Source organism: Arthrobacter sp. MDT2-16 (genome assembly GCF_054510925.1).
In genome coordinates this window covers 52,002-68,135 of sequence record NZ_JBTNDP010000001.1, presented here as the reverse complement: position 1 = coordinate 68,135, position 16,134 = coordinate 52,002, and the positions used below count along the sequence as shown (strand labels likewise).

The window sequence follows — 16,134 nt, the reverse complement described above, 5'->3', positions numbered from 1 at the left end:
GGGATGATCATGCCCAATATCGGCGCCTTCATCGCGTGGGGGCTCATCACGGCGCTCTTCATCGAGAAGGGATGGCTCCCCGTACCGCAGCTCGGCGGCTTCGGTGAGACCGACGGCGTGGCCAACACCGGCCTCGTAGGTCCCATGATCACGTACCTGCTGCCCCTGCTGATCGCCTACACGGGCGGACGGATGGTCTACGACGTCCGCGGTGGCGTCGTCGGTTCGATCGCGACGATGGGTGTCATCGTCGGAGCCGGCATCCCCATGTTCATCGGCGCCATGATCATGGGTCCGCTCGGTGGCTGGACCATGAAGAAGATCGACGCGATCTGGGACGGCAAGATCCGGCCCGGTTTCGAGATGCTCGTCAACAACTTCTCCGCCGGGATCTGGGGCGCGCTGCTGGCGTTGCTCGGCTTCTACGGTGTCGCGCCGCTCGTGCAGGCCTTCAGCACCGCCGCGGGCAACGTGGTGCAGTTCCTGGTCAACAACGGCCTGCTGCCGCTGACCAGCATCTTCATCGAGCCCGCGAAGGTGCTCTTCCTCAACAACGCCATCAACCACGGCGTCCTGACTCCGCTGGGCGTCCAGCAGTCGCTGGAGCAGGGCAAGTCGATGCTCTTCCTGCTCGAAGCCAACCCGGGCCCGGGCCTCGGCATCCTGCTCGCCTACATGTTCTTCGGTCGCGGCGCCGCCAAGGCCTCGGCGTCCGGCGCCGCCATCATCCACTTCGTCGGCGGTATCCACGAGATCTACTTCCCCTACGTGCTGATGCGCCCGCTGCTGATCCTGGCCGCGATCGCCGGCGGCATGACCGGTATCGCAACCCTGAGCATCACCAATGCCGGCCTCGTCGCACCGGCCGCGCCGGGCTCCATCCTCGCGGTGCTCGCCCAGACAGCCCGTGACAGCTACTTCGGTGTCGGTCTGTCGGTCGTGCTCGCCACGGCCGTGTCCTTCCTCGTCGCCGCGGTCATCCTCAAGACCGGCAAGAACCAGGACGACGGCGATCTCGCCGCCGCTGCCTCCAAGATGGAGGGGCTGAAGGGCAAGAAGAGCTCCGTTGCCGGCAATTTCCGCTCCACGTCCGCAACGGACGGCCCCATCCGCAACATCGTCTTCGCCTGCGACGCCGGTATGGGATCCTCCGCCATGGGCGCCTCGGTGCTCCGCAACAAGATCAAGGCAGCAGGCTTCCCTGAGGTCAAGGTCAGCAACCTCGCCATCGCCAGCCTGAAGGACGACTACGACGTCGTCGTCACGCACCAGGACCTCGCCGCCCGCGCCGAGCCCCTGACGCAGAGCGCCACGCACGTCTCGGTCGACAACTTCATGAACAGCCCCCGCTACGACGAGATCGTCGAGCTGGTGCGCGCCAGCGCCGCAGCGGAGGGTGGGGTCGATCCGAAGGACCCGATGCCGGCCGCCGTAGCGGCCGACACGGGCGCAGGGAGTGCGGAGGACGAAGGCAGCGGCAACGCCGGTTCCGATGTCCTCGCCCACCAGAGCGTGGTCCTCGACGGCAGGGCCACCACGCAGCAGGACGCCATCGACGAGGCAGGACGCCTGCTGGTGGACCGGGGCGCCGTCGATGTCAGCTACGTCGCCGCCATGCACGAGCGTGAGAGGTCTGTGCCCACCTACATGGGCAACTTCCTCGCCATCCCGCACGGCACCAACGCGGCGAAGGACCTGATCAAGCGCTCCGCGGTGTCGATCGTCCGCTACCCCGAGGGCATCGACTGGAACGGGAAGCAGGTGAAGTTCGTCGTCGGCGTCGCAGGCGTCAACAACGAGCACCTGTCCATCCTGTCAGCGATCGCCCGCGTCTTCTCGGACAAGGACCAGGTGGCCAAGCTCGACCAGGCGACCTCCGTGGACGAGGTCCTCGCCCTCTTCGGAAAGGTCAATGCGTAGTGAAGGCAGTACATTTCGGTGCCGGCAACATCGGACGCGGCTTCGTGGGGCTCCTGCTCCACGAGGCCGGGTACGAGGTGGTCTTCGCGGACGTCGCGGACGCCCTGATCGACCAGCTGGCCTCCACGCCCAGCTATGACGTCCACGAGGTCGGTGAGGAGCCGGCCGTGAGGACGGTCGGAAACTACCGTGCCCTCAACTCGGCGTCGCACGAGGACGACGTCATCGCCGAGATCGCGACGGCGGAGATCGTCACCACGGCCGTGGGGCCGAACGTGCTGAAGTTCGTCGCACCCGTCATCGCCCGGGCCATCGCCCGACGCAAGGACGGCCTTCCGCCGCTGCAGGTGATGGCGTGCGAGAACGCCATCAACGCGACCGACATCCTGCACGCCGAGGTCGAGCGGACGTACGACGGACCCTCCCTGGACCTCGCGTCCAGGGCCGTCTTCGCCAACACCGCCGTCGACCGCATCGTGCCCGACCAGGCCGCTGGCCAGGGACTGGACGTCACCGTCGAGACCTTCTTCGAGTGGGTGATCGACCGCACGCCCTTCAAGGGCGACGCGCCGAAGATCCCCGGAGCGACCTACGTCGACGACCTCGCGCCCTACATCGAGCGCAAGCTCTTCACCGTGAACACCGGTCACGCCGCGGCGGCCTACTTCGGCTATGCGGCCGGCGTCGACAAGATCGCGGACGCGATGGCGGACGAGGGCATCGCGGCGAAGGTCGGCGCCGTGCTCGACGAGACGAAGCGGCTGCTGGTCGCCAAGCACGGGTTCGACGACGCGGAGCAGGAGGCCTACGTGCAGAAGATCCTGCGGCGCTTCTCGAACCAGCACCTGCCGGACACCGTGGTGCGTGTCGGCAGGGCGCCGCTGCGGAAGCTGGGCCGGAAGGAGAGGTTCGTGGGACCGGCCGCCGAGCTGGCCGAAGCGGGCATCCATCCGGCCGCACTGCTCGAGGCGATGCAGGCAGCGCTGTCCTTCTCGGCTCCGGACGACGCCGAGGTCGCCGCGCTGGCCGAGATCCTGGCGACCCGGGAACCCGGCGAGGCGACGACGTCGATCACGGGCCTGGAACCGGAGCACCCGCTGTACGGGCCGGTGCGAGACCTGGTCGCACAGCACGCACCGGGGCACGGCCGGGTGTAGCCGACGCACCGAGGACGCGTCGCGGACTCATCGCGAAGAAGGGAGCAGCTCCGGCTGCTCCCTTCTCCGTTTCCCTTGACGAACCGGGTACCCCCTCATAGTTTGTTAAGGAAAGCGTTTTCCAAACGAAGGATTCAATGATGAGTTCGACTCAGAGAACAGCGGTCTCGGCATGCGTGGCGCTCGCCACGAGCACTCTCCTCACCGTGGGCGGTCTGGCCGTCCCTGCCATTGCCCAGGGGCCGGACCAGGGCCCGGCGCAGCGGGGGACGATCGGGGGAGTGCAACTCGAGTACCTGGACCGCGGACTCGTCGCCGCAGCGACCCCCCAGGGCGTCTTCCTCAGCTGGCGACTGAAGGCCACGGAGGCGACGGGCGCGACCACCGACGGCCTCACCGGGACCGACTTCACGGTCTACCGGGACGGCGTAGCGATCGCCACCGTCACCGACAGCACCAACTACCTCGACGCGGCCGCGACGGGTGCCGCCGGAACGGGTGCGCGGTACAGCGTGGGAGCCGTCGTCGACGGGGTGGAGGTGGAGCGGAGCATCGAGGTCACACCCTGGGCGCAGGCGTCCAGGGACCTGCCGCTGGTGAAGCCCGCGGGCGGCGTGACACCGACCGGAGAGGCCTACACCTATTCGGCGAGCGACATGAGTGTCGGTGACGTCGACGGCGACGGGTCGTACGAGTACTTCGTGAAATGGGATCCGTCCAACGCGAAGGACGTCTCGCAGGTGGGCTACACGGGCAACACCTACATCGACACCTACACCGCCGAGGGGCGCCTGCTGAGCAGGATCGATCTCGGTGTGAACATCCGCTCGGGCGCGCACTACACCCAGTTCATGGTGTCGGACTTCGACGGCGACGGCCGGTCCGAGATGATGCTCAAGACCGCTCCGGGAACGAAGACCACCACCTACGGCCCGAGCGGCGAAATCCTCGACGAGAGGTACGTGACGCTGCCCGCGGCCGACGTCGCCGCAGGCACCGACAACGGCGACGACTACCGGCTCGGCGCGGCCGGCTACTACGAGCACGTCGTCGAGCTCTTCAAGGGGTGGCAGGATCATCCCGAGGTCGCCGCCGGCAACTGGCCCGCCACCCTCGAGGAGGCCTTCGGCACAGAGCAGCGCTACGAATACCCGCTGTCCGACGCCGACGCCCGCGCGATGGCGGACTACTTCATGGACGTCTACGCGCCTTCGCGTAGCGCCCGCAACAATCTCCGCGCCTTCGAGGGCTTCATCCTGAGCGGACCCGAGTACCTGACCGTGTTCGAGGGAGCCACGGGAGCGGAACTCGGGACCGTCCCCTACGAGCCGGGCCGCGGAGACGACGGGCTGCTCTGGGGCGACTACGCCATGTCGCGTATCGAGCCGGGCAACAGGGTGGACCGCTTCCTCGCCGGCGTCGCCTATCTCGACGGGGAGCACCCGTCCGCCGTCTTCGCCCGGGGCTACTACACCCGGGCCAACATCGTCGCCTACACCTGGGACGGCGAGCGGCTGACGCAGGACTGGACGGTCGATTCCGGGCACGTCCCCATGTCCAACCCGTTCAACGACGGCCCGCACGGTGGCACCGGCAGCAGCGAGGAGTTCGGTGCCCTGGCGGGGCAGGGCTTCCACTCGCTCAGCGCCGCCGACGTGGACGGCGACGGCCGCCAGGAGATCGTGTACGGCAGCGCCACGATCGACGACGACGGGTCCCTCCTCTACAGCTCCTTCGACACGCTCCCCGTCGGAAGCTCGGCACCGGGTACGGAGGCCAAGCTCGGCCACGGCGACGCCATCCACGTGACGGACATCGACCCCGACCGTCCCGGCCTCGAGATCTTCTCGGTCCACGAGGGTGCGACCGGCGCACCCTACGGATGGGCCATGAGGGACGCCGCCGACGGTGAGGTGCTCTTCGGCGGCTACACGGGCAGGGACACCGGCCGCGGCATGATCGGCGACGTCGATCCGACCGTGCGCGGGATCGAGAACTGGGCCGTGGGCCTGCGTTCGGCCTCCGGCGCCGTGCTGCCGGGCAGTGGCTACGGGACCAACATGAGCATCCGCTGGGCGGCGGACGGCACCACGCAGCTCGTGAACGGCGCCGGCGAGCAGACTCCCACCATCGACGATGCGAGGCGAGGGCGACTGCTGACGGCGACCGGCACCCGCACGAACAACGGCACCAAGGGCAACCCGTCGCTCGTGGCCGACGTCCTCGGCGACTGGCGGGAGGAGCTGCTGGTCCGCACCGCGGACAGCTCGGCCATCCGCATCTTCACCAGCACCGAGGTGACGGACCGGAAGCTCTACACGCTGATGCACGATCCCCAGTACCGCGCGGAGATCGCCCGCCAGAACACGTCCTACAACCAGCCCGCGTACCCGGGGTTCTATCTGGCCTCGGACACCGACTTCACGGACGTCCCGGTACCCTCCGCCTTCCTCCCGGGCGCACTCCCTGCCCTCCAGCGGCACTTCGAGCAGCTGGTGGCCTCCGGTGGTGTGTCCGGGCCGGCCGTGCAGCAGCTGCGGGCCTCCCTCGATCAGGCGCAGCGTGCCGTGGAGCGGGACCGGGCCGACCAGGCGGCCAGGGCGATGAGCAAATTCGTGGAACGGCTCGCGCAGAAGAAGCCGGGCACGGTGACGGACGGCGCCCGGGCCGCACTCGACTACCAGGCGAGGGGGATCCTCACGGCGCTGCAGTGATCCGGCAGCCGGCAGGATCGCACGCGGACGGGCGTGCGGTCCCGCCGGCTCCGTGCGCGAGGAGCCGCGGGTCCGGGCCCCGCATCTTGGGTAGATTGAAGGGGTGAGCAACCTCCCCAACGATCTGCTGTCCATCGTCTACTCGAGCACCGCGGACCACCCGTTCACGGACGAGGAGCTGAGCTCGCTGCTGGACACCAGCAGGGAGAACAACGCCCGCACGCAGCTGACGGGGATGCTGCTGTACCGTAGCGGGCGGTTCCTCCAGGTCCTCGAGGGTCCCGCCCAGCTGCTGCGCGAACGCATGTCGGTCATCGCCGCCGACCCCCGCCACCTGGACGTCCGGATCCTCCTGCAGGAGACCGTGGACGAACGGCAGTTCCCCGAGTGGACCATGGCCTTCGAACCGGCCGCCGATTCGCACCCGGACGACATCCCCGGGTACCGCGCCACGTTCTCCGACGTCATGGACGACGGCGAGGGTGACGGCGACCCGCAGCGCTCGCTCGCCGCCCTGCGCGAGCTGATCCGCTGGTTCCAGGACCGGGCGGGCCAGGGGCGGTGAAGCCCGCCGGGACAGGACGGCAGAGCCTCGCCGGCCTGGTCGGAGCCTGCAGACCCGGGCCTGCAGGCTCCGTCCGCCGCGGGACTCAGGTGCCGACGAGCTCCCGGATGAAGGCCAGGTGTTCGGCGTCCTGGAAGGCCCCGCCCTGCTCGTGACCGTTGTAGGGGTACACCTTCATCCGCGCCGGCCCCGCATAGTGGTTGTGGGCTGCGAAGACGCACGACGGGGGGCACACGTCGTCCATGAGACCCACGGAGAACAGTGCGGGCATGGTGCTGCGGGATGCGAAGTTCACGCCGTCGAAGTAGCTGAGCGTCCTGAAGACGGCATCGACGTCGTTCCGCCGCGTGCCGAGGAATCGCGCGATCTCCGAGTACGGTGCCGTGTCGACGATCTCGGTGGCACGGCGCATGTGGGCCAGGAACGGCACATCGACGATGGCGCCGACCGGCGGCGTGCCGTTGACCCGCTGGGTGAGGGCTGCCGCGGCGAGGGTGATGCCTCCGCCCTGACTGCCGCCGGAGATGACCACCCGGGAAGGATCGACGCCCGGATGCGCCTGCGCGGCCTCGACGGCGTGGACGGCATCGATGAAGAGCCGGCGGTAGTAGTAGGTCTCCGGGCTTCCGATGCCGAGGGTCATGAAGCCTCCGTGGTGCGGACCGCTGAGGGCGCCGTCGGCTGTGTCGCCCACGCGGTGCCCCGAGCCCTGCCCGCGGAGGTCCATGACGAAGTGCGCGTAGCCGGCGCTGGGCAGGGCTGTCCACTCACCGAGCAGGCCGCGTCCGCCTCCGTAGCCGATGAACGTGACGACGGCCGGCAGGGGGCCCGTGAGGTGCCGGGGCCTGAGCATCCAGGCCTTGATCGGGTGTCCGTCGTATCCGGCGAAGGTGACGTCCTCCGTCACCAGCTGGGAGTAGCCCGCGTCGACCTCCTGGAAGGAGGGGGCGGTGACGTGCGCCCGCTGTGCGGACAGCGTCCGGTCCCAGAACGCGTCGTAGTCGGCAGGTTCGTCCCGCTCGGGGCGGTACTCGCGCAGTTCGGGCAGTGGAAGGTCGAAGTGAGTCACGCGTGGATCCTCTCAGGGCGGCGGTAGGGGAAAATGGAGCGCGGACCCGCCGGTGGCGACCGGGCTGTTGACCATTGATACGATTCAACCTACCCTTTGGGATAACGCTTTCCCAAGGGCGTCCCACGACGGCGACAAAGATGTTTTCCAGGAGGACAAAGATGTTCCGCATACTCTCACGGCGCACCCTGACGGGCGTTGCAGCCCTGGCCGCGACAGGGCTCGCCCTGACCGGTTGTGGCGGTGGCGGGAACGAACCCGCAGCCCTCGACACCGAAGAGCAGATCACGCTCAACTACACGTTCTGGGGCAACGACGACCGCGCCGCCCGCTACGACAAGGCCATCGAGGCGTTCGAGGCGAAGTTCCCGAACATCACGATCAACGACACGTTCACGGACTACCCCTCCTACTGGGAGAAGCGGCAGACCGAGGCGGCCGGCGGCGGGCTCCCCGACGTCATGCAGTTCGACTACACCTACCTGCGCCAGTACGGCGACAACGGCCTGCTCCTGAACCTCGAGGAGTACTTCGGCAACGGCATCACCACCGACGCCATCGAGGAGAGCCTGCTGGCCACCGGCAAGCTCGAGGACGGCACCTTCGCCATTCCCACGGGCTACAGCGCATGGTCCGTCTTCCAGAACCCCGGCCTGCTCGCAGATACCGGCGTCGAGCCCTATGCGGGCGGGACGAGCTGGGAGGAGTACAACACCTACATGGCGTCCGTCACCGACGCCACGGGCGGCACCGTCTACGGCGGCACCGACACCACGCAGCGGATCCAGGACCTGGAACTGAAGCTGCGCCAGGACGGCCGCCAGCTGTTCACCGAGGAGGGCGAGCTGAACTTCACGCAGGAGGAGCTCGCCGACCACTGGAAGGAAGGCCAGGCGAACCGCGACAAGGTCACCGTGCCGCAGAGCAAGCTCGAGGAGATCAGCCCCGTCTCCGGCTTCGGCGCCAACCTGACCACCAGCGAGATGAGCTGGAGCAACTTCCTCGGCGGTTACCTGGGTGACTCCGGTGCCGAGGAGATCACCATCGTCGCTCCTCCGACGAGCAACCCGGACGAGAAGGACCTCTACCGCAAGGTGGGACTCATGCAGGCGGCCTCCGCCTCGACCGAGCACCCCGAGGCGGCGGCGGCGTTCGTCGACTTCCTGATCAACAGCCCCGAGGTCGGCGGGATCTTCGGTGCCACCCTCGGCATCCCTGCATCCGAGACCCAGCTCGAGGGCGCCGATCTCCAGGGACCCGACAAGGCCGTCCAGGACTACCTCGACTCCATCTCCGACCGCCTGGGTGAGGCCCCGGCGGCACCCGTGGCCGGCTTCGGCGCGATCGAGCAGACCTTCTGGGACCTCGGCAAGTCGATCGGTCTCGGTACCGTGACCCCCGAGGAGGCGGCCAAGCAGTTCTTCGACGAAGCCGCCGTGACGCTCGGCAGCTGACCAGACGAAGGAGTTTGACCGTGACCACGGACTCGGCGCACGCGCCGTCAACACAACGCAGCGCTGAATCCGGCGCCCACCCGGCGGGCAGCCGCCGGGCGGGCGCGTCACGGCCCCGCCGTCCCCGTAACCGGGACTCGCTCGCGGGCTACGTCTTCCTCTCGCCCTGGCTGCTGGGCTTCATCGGCCTCACGCTCGGGCCCATGCTCGCCTCGCTGTACCTGGCGTTCACGGACTACAACCTCTTCACCGCCCCGGAATGGACCGGACTGGAGAACCTGGGGCGCATGGCCGAGGACGAGAAGTTCTGGGGATCGGTCAGGATCACCCTGATCTACGTCCTGGTGGGCACGCCCATCAAGCTGGCTGCCGCCCTCGCGGTGGCCATGCTCCTGAACTACAAGGCGAAGGGCACCGGCTTCTTCCGCTCGGCGTTCTACGCACCGAGCCTCATCGGAGCCAGTGTCAGCATCGCGATCGTCTGGCGGGCCATGTTCTCCACCGACGGTCCCGTGGACGGCACCCTGAACCTCTTCGGGATCAACCTCGGCGGCTGGATCGGCAACCCCTCGCTGATCATGCCCATGATGATCCTGCTGGCCGTCTGGCAGTTCGGCGCCCCCATGGTGATCTTTCTCGCCGGCCTCAAGGGCGTCCCGGCCGAGCTGTACGAGGCCGCGTCCGTCGACGGCGCCCGGGCCTGGCGCAAGTTCCTCAGCGTCACGGTGCCCATGCTCTCGCCGGTCATCTTCTTCAACCTGCTGCTCGAGATGATCAACGCGTTCCAGGTCTTCGCCTCGGCGTACATCATCGGGTCGGGGACAGGCGGACCCGGCGGAGCCACGAACTTCTACACCGTGTACCTCTACACGCGGGCGTTCGCCAACAACCAGATGGGCTACGCCTCGGCGATGGCCTGGGTGTTGCTGCTCGCCGTGGGCGTCCTCGCCCTCATCCTCTTCCGTACCTCCAGGAGCTGGGTCCACTACGCAGGAGACTCCAAGTGACCACCATCGAATCGAACCCCGCCGTTCCCGTCCCGCGGAACCCGGACGATCTGCGGCCCGGGCCGCGGCGCCGCCCCCTGCGACGGCACGTGCCCACCGCCCTCTGGATCGTGGCGATCGTCGCCCTGACGGCGATCGTGCTCTACCCGCTCCTGTGGATGTTCTCGGCCTCGCTGAAGCCCAACTCCGAGTTCGGCAGCAACCAGGGCTTCCTCCCCGAGAACCCGACCTTCGACAACTTCGTCAAGGTCATGCAGGGGATCGCAGGCATCCCCACCTGGAAGTTCTTCCTGAACTCGCTCCTGCTCGGCATCGGTGCGGTGATCGGCACGGTCATCTCCTCGTCCATGGCCGCGTACGCGTTCTCGAGGATCAACTTCCGGGGCAGCAAGATCCTCTTCGCAGCCATGATCGGAACCCTGCTCCTGCCGTTCCACGTGCTGATCATCCCGCAGTACGTCATCTTCCGGAACCTCGGCCTGATCGACACCTTCTGGCCGCTGCTGGCGGGCAAGTTCCTGGCCACCGAGGCGTTCTTCGTCTTCCTCATGGTGCAGTTCATCCGCAACCTGCCGCGGGAGCTCGACGAGGCGGCGCGCATCGACGGCTGCGGGCACGCCCGGATCTTCTTCTCGATCACGCTGCCGCTGATCAAGCCCGCCCTCATCACGTCGTCGATCTTCGCGTTCATCTGGAGCTGGAACGACTTCCTCGGCCCGCTCCTGTACCTGAACTCGCCGGACAAGTACCCGCTGCCGCTGGCCCTCCGCATCTTCAACGACCAGACGAGCACCTCGGACTACGGGGCGACCATCGCCATCTCCGTCCTGGCCCTGCTGCCTGTGATGCTGTTCTTCATCATCTTCCAGCGCTTCCTCGTCGACGGCGTGGCGACGCAGGGCCTCAAGGGATGAGCCCGCGCCGGCGCGGCGGGGCCGATCGCGGGAGGCAGTCCGCCGCCCGCGACGGCAGTACGCTGCGCTGGCCGGGCGCGACGGCGAGGTTCGCCCTGTTCGGGGAGGTCCTCTGGGTCGGTCTGCTCTGCTGCGTCGCCGGTCTCGGGCTCGTCACGCTCCCCGCGGCCCTTGCCGCCGGCTCGGCGCACCTGCACCGCTTCCTGCGGGCAGAGGACTCCAGCCTCCGACGGTTCACCATGGACTTCACGTCGGCGCTCCGGACGGGCTGGCTCGTCGGGCTCGGTGTGGCGGTCGCCGCGGCACTGATCCTGCTGGACATCGTCGTCGCGGGCTCCGGACTCCTGCCGGGCGGGCAGTTCGTCCTGGCGGCCGGCGTCGTCCTGCTGATCGGGCTGCTGGCATGCCTGGCAGGGACGACGGCACGCTGGCAGCTGACGCGCTCCTGGCGGGAGGCGGCCCGCCTGTGGCTGCGGGACGCGCAGCAGGACCCGAGCGGCGTCCTCTGGCTCGTCGTCGCCGTCGTGCTCACCGCGATGGTCGCCTGGCAGCTTCCGCCGCTCATCGTCCCGGGGATCGGCTGCCTGGTGTTCGCCGCGCTCGCGACGTCGGTGCGCGAGCGCGGCTCCCGCTCCTGAACGCGTTCCCCACCGACCCGCCGACCCACCGACCCAGGAGATCCCGTGCACTACGGCGCCGACTACAACCCCGAGCAGTGGCCCGAGGAGATCTGGCCGGAGGACGTGGCCCGCATGCGCGAGGCCGGTGTCACGATGGTGAGCCTCGGCATCTTCTCCTGGGCGCGCATCCAGCCGTCCGAGCACGAGTTCGACTTCGAGTGGCTGGACCGCATCATCGGGCTGCTGCACGACGGCGGTATCGCGGTGGACCTCGCCACCGCGACGGCGTCGCCTCCTCCCTGGGCCACCGTCGCCTATCCGGAGATGCTCGCCGCCGACGAGAACGGCACGCCCTACTGGCACGGCAGCCGCCAGCACTACGCCCCGTCCTCGCCCGCCTACCGGAAGCTGGCCGCGGCCCTCGTCACGAGGATCGCCGAGCGCTACGCGCAGCATCCGGCCGTGGTCCTGTGGCACGTTAACAACGAGTACGGCTGCCACCTGAACATCGACTACTCGGATGCGGCGCGCGACGCCTTCCGCTCGTGGCTGCAGAACAGGTACGGATCGGTCGAGGCGCTGAACGACGCGTGGGGCACCATGTTCTGGTCCCAGCGCTACGGATCCTTCGCCGAGGTCTTCCCGCCGCGGCACGCGCCCTACAGCCACAATCCGGGACAGCTGCTCGACTACCGCCGGTTCACCTCCGACATGCTGTTCGAGTGCTACCGGATGGAGCGGGACATCATCCGTGCGGCCGGTGCCCTGCAGCCGATCACCACGAACTTCATGGGGGCGTTCAAGCCCGTCAACTATGCGCAGTGGGCGGCGGAACTGGATGTGATCAGCGACGACCTCTACCCTGACCCGAACGATCCGGAGGGCTTCCGTGAGGGCGCGTTCCACGGCGACCTCATGCGCTCCCTCAAGCCCGGGACCCCCTGGCTCCTGATGGAGCAGGCATCCAACGCCGTCAACTGGCGGCCCAGCAACGCCCCCAAGGCTCCCGGGCAACTCGCCGCGCAGAGCCTGCAGGCCGTGGCCCGCGGTGCGGACGGGATCCTCTTCTTCCAGTGGCGGCAGTCCCGCGCCGGCTCGGAGAAGTTCCACTCCGGGATGCTGCCGCACGCAGGGACGGAGACGCGGACCTGGCGGGAGGTCGTGGCGCTCGGCCGGACGCTGGGTGGCCTTCCCGCACTCCCCGCGGACGACGGCTCCGCCCGGGTCGCGATCCTGCTCGACTGGGAGAACTGGTGGGCGATCGAGAACCCCGACCATCCCACCTCGCTGGACTACCTGTCGCTGGTGCGGGGCTGGTACGACGCCGCCCACCGCCTCCACGTACAGGTGGACCTCGTCCCGCCCACCGCCGACCTCTCCCGATACCGCGCGGTCATCGCCCCGCACCTCTACCTGCTGACGGAGCAGGCCGCAGCGAACCTGTCAGGGTTCGTCGACGGCGGAGGACACCTGCTCGTCACGGCGTTCACCGACGTCGTCGATACCAACGACCGCTTCCGGACCGGCGGGTTCGGCACGCAACTGCGCCGGCTCCTGGGCGTCGTCGTCGAGGACTTCGGCGCGCTGGTGGCCCCCGCATTATCCGGCCCGGGTCAGCAGCAGGTCCAGGTCAGCGGTGGAGGATTCGCCTTCCCGGGGTCCCTGCTGGCCGAGGAGGTGCAGGCTGTCGACGCCGAGGTGCTGGCCGGCTTCGACGGTGGGCGTCAGGACGGCATGCCTGCGCTGACGTCGCGCCGCCGCGGTGCAGGCTCGGCCTACTATCTGGCTACGGTGCCGGACGACGACGGTGCACGCCAGGTACTGCAGCACCTGTTCGGGGCGGCACAGGTGCAGCCGGTGCTGCCGGGCCTGCCACCGACGGTCGAGGCTATCCGGCGCGGGCGGTTGCTCACGGTGATCAACTACGGGGACGAGGCCGTCGACGTCGAGGTTCAGGGCCTGGACGCCGTCGACGGCCGGGCCGTCAGCAAGGTCTCGCTGCAGCCCTTCGGCTACGCCCTGGTCCTCACCGACGCCTGAGCCCCGGATCCGCCGTCCTCGTCCCGCCACCTGGTCACGGTCCTGCAGACGGAACCCCCGGTAGGAGACCGTTACACCGCCCTGCGGACACCTGCAAGACCGCGGACGAGTCCGCGCCGCGAGAGCAGGACGGTCTCGGCAGGCCTACGCTCGGGTGCATGGACCAGCCCACCGAAGAACATCACCTGAAGGACCTCGGCAGCGCGGAGGGGATCGACCCGACCGACGTGGGCCAGATCCAGGACGGCCCACTCACCGCCGCTGACGAAGTGGACCTCATCTCCAACCAGGCCGTGCCCGATGGCGATCCGTCCGTGGAGACACTCGCCGGGAATCTCGGCCTCGAAGGCTCCGCGGACAACCCGACGCGGGACGACCACTTCACGGGCGGCTCCTGACCCGGGAGCGCCTGCGCGGGCTCCTGCACCTGGTCGGGCACGACGGCGCGGAGGTCGCAGTCGTCCTCCTCCGCGGCCCCGGGCCGGCGCCGGCCCTCTCGCCCCGAGGTGGTCGCGCCTACGCTCGCAGCTGCTGCACCATGTCGAGCACGACGGCGCGGAGGTCGCCGTCGTTCTCCTCCGCGATCCTGCGCTGGCGCTGGTACCCGGCGCCGCGCTGCAGGATGCCCTCGACGTCCGCGAGCTCGCTGCTGCAGCCGAGCTTCGCGGCGATCGGTTCGAGCCGGTTCAGGACCTCCACGAGGTGTTCCGTGACGAGCTGCTCGTTGCCCTTCGCGTCGAGGATGATGATGGCCTCCATGCCGTAGCGGGCTGCCCTCCACTTGTTCTCCTGGATGTGCCACGGCGGCATGGTGGGGATGCTGCCGCCGCCGTCGAGCGTGTCCGAGAACTCGTGGACGAGGCACTGGGTGAGGGCCGCGACGGCGCCGACGTCCTGCAGGGTCGAGAGCCCGTCGCAGACACGCATCTCCACGGTGCCGAGGTTCGCCACCGGGCGGATGTCCCAGCGGATCTCGCTGACGGTGTCGATGACGCCGGTAGTCGACATGTCCTGGACGTAGGACTCGTAGCCGGCCCAGTCGTCGAAGTGGAACGGCAGCCCGGCGGTGGGCAGCTGCTGGAACATGAGGGCCCGCTGCGAGGCGTACCCCGTGTCCTCGCCGCCCCAGAACGGGGACGAGGCGGAGAGTGCCTGGAAATGCGGGAAGTAGTTGGTCAGACCGTCCACCACGGGCAGCGCCTTGTCCCGGTGGTCGAGTCCCACGTGAACGTGCACCCCGTAGATGACCATCTGCCGCCCCCACCACTGCGTGCGGTCGATGAGCTTCGCATACCGGTCCTTGTCCGTGACCTGCTGGGCGCGCGGGGCGCTGAAGGGGTGCGAGCCCGCGCAGAAGAGCTCCACGCCCATGGGGTCCGTGACCTCCCGCACGGCGGCGAGGGAGCGGGACAGGTCGGCCTTCGCATCCGCGACCGTGGTGCAGACACCGGTGACGAGTTCCACCGTGTTCAGCAGGAGCTCCTGCTTGATGTGCGGGTGCTCGTCGTCGTCCTGCAGCTCGGGGTGGTTCGCGCTGACACCGCGCAGTACCTCGTTCGCCACGGAGACGAGTTCGCCGTTGTAGCGGTCCACGAGGGCCAATTCCCACTCGACGCCGAGGGTGGACTGGGCCGACTGCGCGAAATCGATCTTCAAGGGCGTGCTCCTGGGACGGTGTGGGCGGTGGAATCCGTTGTATCTCGGCAGCGCGCCGTCGCGGGACCGAGGTCAAGTCTAATGAGGATGCACCGCCGATTGCATGATCGGTCGTCCTGGGTCACGTTGGCTGTTCGCGCCTCTCACGGGCAGAATTGCCGGATGCCCATCCTGAACAAAGACATGACGCTCTGCATCTCCCTGGCTGCGCGCCCCAGCAACATCGGCACGCGCTTCCACAACTACCTGTACGGGGAACTGGGGCTGAACTACATCTACAAGGCCTTCACCACCACCGACCTGCCCTCGGCCATCGCCGGCCTGCGCGGCCTGGGGATCCGGGGCTGCGCCGTCTCCATGCCGTTCAAGGAGGACGTGATCGCCCTGGTGGACCACCTCGACCCGTCGGCGAAGGCCATCGACTCGGTCAACACCATCGTGAACGACGACGGCGTCCTCACCGCCTACAACACCGACTACCTCGCGGTGGAGCGGCTGCTGCGCGAGCACGCCGTGCCCACGACGCACTCGGTCCTCGTGCAGGGCTCCGGAGGCATGGCCAAGGCCGTGGTCGCGGCCCTGCGGGACTCGGGCTTCGAACGGGTGACGGTCGTTGCCCGCAACGAGCGCACGGGGCGGGCGCTCGCCGACCTGTACGGCTTCGGGTGGCAGCAGGAGGTGGGGGACACGACGGCGGACCTGATCCTCAACGTCACGCCGCTGGGCATGGCCGGCGCGGACGCCGACGTCCTCGCCTTCCCGCAGGCGGCGATCCACGCCGCGCAGGTGGTGTTCGACGTCGTCGCCTCGCCGTCCGAGACGCCGCTGATCCTGGCTGCCCGGGAGGCGGGCAAACCCGTCATCACGGGTGCCGAGGTGGTGGCGCTGCAGGCCGAGGAGCAGTTCGTGCTCTACACCGGGGTGCGGCCCACGCCGGAGCAGGTACGCGCCGCGGGGGAGTTCTCCCGCCAGCAGGCCTAGCGGCACGACGGGGGGAGTTCTCCCGCCGGCAGGCCGG

Annotated in this window: 13 protein-coding genes; 11 read left to right on the top strand and 2 right to left on the bottom strand. The window is 68.7% G+C overall.

The features are described 5' to 3' along the window. Positions 1-3 precede the first annotated feature (3 nt). The 4 genes from ACX80N_RS00295 (at position 4) to ACX80N_RS00280 (ending at position 6,356) form a co-directional block, all read left to right on the top strand. Entirely contained in the window at positions 4-1,920 is a 1,917-nt protein-coding gene (locus ACX80N_RS00295; protein WP_459338454.1) for a PTS mannitol transporter subunit IICBA, read from the top strand. Continuing rightward, positions 1,920-3,077: a mannitol-1-phosphate 5-dehydrogenase gene (locus ACX80N_RS00290; protein ID WP_459337850.1), complete on the top strand. Its 1,158-nt coding sequence runs from the start codon at positions 1,920-1,922 to the stop codon at positions 3,075-3,077. The genes ACX80N_RS00295 and ACX80N_RS00290 overlap by 1 nt, the downstream gene beginning before the upstream one ends. A gap of 140 nt (positions 3,078-3,217) precedes the next feature. Beyond that, a complete protein-coding gene (locus tag ACX80N_RS00285; protein ID WP_459337849.1) occupies positions 3,218-5,791 on the top strand; it encodes a rhamnogalacturonan lyase in 2,574 nt (857 codons plus the stop codon). A 103-nt stretch (positions 5,792-5,894) separates the two neighbouring features. Next, on the top strand, positions 5,895-6,356 hold the full coding sequence (locus ACX80N_RS00280) for a BLUF domain-containing protein (protein WP_459337848.1): 462 nt from the start codon (positions 5,895-5,897) through the stop codon (positions 6,354-6,356). 85 nt (positions 6,357-6,441) lie between these two features. Here the strand turns inward: ACX80N_RS00280 and ACX80N_RS00275 are convergent, their stop codons facing one another. After that, positions 6,442-7,425: an acetylxylan esterase gene (locus ACX80N_RS00275; protein WP_459337847.1), complete on the bottom strand. Its 984-nt coding sequence runs from the start codon at positions 7,423-7,425 to the stop codon at positions 6,442-6,444. Positions 7,426-7,586: 161 nt separating this feature from the next. On the opposite strand from ACX80N_RS00275, the gene ACX80N_RS00270 reads away from it, so the two are divergent. The 6 genes from ACX80N_RS00270 to ACX80N_RS00245 all read left to right on the top strand — a co-directional run bounded on the left by ACX80N_RS00270 (position 7,587) and on the right by ACX80N_RS00245 (position 13,858). Beyond that, positions 7,587-8,879 carry an ABC transporter substrate-binding protein gene (locus ACX80N_RS00270; RefSeq protein ID WP_459337846.1) on the top strand — a complete coding sequence of 431 codons (1,293 nt, stop codon included), beginning with the start codon at positions 7,587-7,589 and terminating at the stop codon, positions 8,877-8,879. A 20-nt stretch (positions 8,880-8,899) separates the two neighbouring features. Further along, complete coding sequence (locus ACX80N_RS00265; RefSeq protein WP_240615221.1) at positions 8,900-9,886, top strand: carbohydrate ABC transporter permease; 987 nt, start codon at positions 8,900-8,902, stop codon at positions 9,884-9,886. A gap of 5 nt (positions 9,887-9,891) precedes the next feature. Continuing rightward, positions 9,892-10,800 carry a carbohydrate ABC transporter permease gene (locus tag ACX80N_RS00260; protein ID WP_420808263.1) on the top strand — a complete coding sequence of 303 codons (909 nt, stop codon included), beginning with the start codon at positions 9,892-9,894 and terminating at the stop codon, positions 10,798-10,800. Further along, positions 10,797-11,438: a hypothetical protein gene (locus ACX80N_RS00255; RefSeq protein WP_459337845.1), complete on the top strand. Its 642-nt coding sequence runs from the start codon at positions 10,797-10,799 to the stop codon at positions 11,436-11,438. Before ACX80N_RS00260 ends, ACX80N_RS00255 begins: the two co-directional genes overlap by 4 nt. Before the next feature lie 45 nt (positions 11,439-11,483). Continuing rightward, on the top strand, positions 11,484-13,460 hold the full coding sequence (locus ACX80N_RS00250; protein WP_459337844.1) for a beta-galactosidase: 1,977 nt from the start codon (positions 11,484-11,486) through the stop codon (positions 13,458-13,460). Positions 13,461-13,618: 158 nt separating this feature from the next. Continuing rightward, positions 13,619-13,858, top strand: coding sequence for a hypothetical protein (locus tag ACX80N_RS00245; RefSeq protein WP_105032846.1), 240 nt, complete (start codon positions 13,619-13,621; stop codon positions 13,856-13,858). A gap of 118 nt (positions 13,859-13,976) precedes the next feature. Here the strand turns inward: ACX80N_RS00245 and ACX80N_RS00240 are convergent, their stop codons facing one another. Continuing rightward, positions 13,977-15,116 (bottom strand): glutamate--cysteine ligase, encoded by a 1,140-nt coding sequence (locus ACX80N_RS00240; RefSeq protein WP_459337843.1) that lies wholly within the window; start codon positions 15,114-15,116, stop codon positions 13,977-13,979. 162 nt (positions 15,117-15,278) lie between these two features. Between ACX80N_RS00240 and ACX80N_RS00235 the strand changes: the two genes are divergently transcribed. Next, positions 15,279-16,097: a shikimate 5-dehydrogenase gene (locus tag ACX80N_RS00235; RefSeq protein WP_459337842.1), complete on the top strand. Its 819-nt coding sequence runs from the start codon at positions 15,279-15,281 to the stop codon at positions 16,095-16,097. Positions 16,098-16,134: the final 37 nt, after the last annotated feature.

Coding starts and splice junctions, on each gene's coding strand:
- ACX80N_RS00285 (WP_459337849.1), top strand. CDS start 3,218: ATGAGTTCGACTCAGAGAACAGCGGTCTCGGCATGCGTGGCGCTCGCC.
- ACX80N_RS00235 (WP_459337842.1), top strand. CDS start 15,279: ATGCCCATCCTGAACAAAGACATGACGCTCTGCATCTCCCTGGCTGCG.
- ACX80N_RS00245 (WP_105032846.1), top strand. CDS start 13,619: ATGGACCAGCCCACCGAAGAACATCACCTGAAGGACCTCGGCAGCGCG.
- ACX80N_RS00270 (WP_459337846.1), top strand. CDS start 7,587: ATGTTCCGCATACTCTCACGGCGCACCCTGACGGGCGTTGCAGCCCTG.
- ACX80N_RS00295 (WP_459338454.1), top strand. CDS start 4: ATGATCATGCCCAATATCGGCGCCTTCATCGCGTGGGGGCTCATCACG.
- ACX80N_RS00255 (WP_459337845.1), top strand. CDS start 10,797: ATGAGCCCGCGCCGGCGCGGCGGGGCCGATCGCGGGAGGCAGTCCGCC.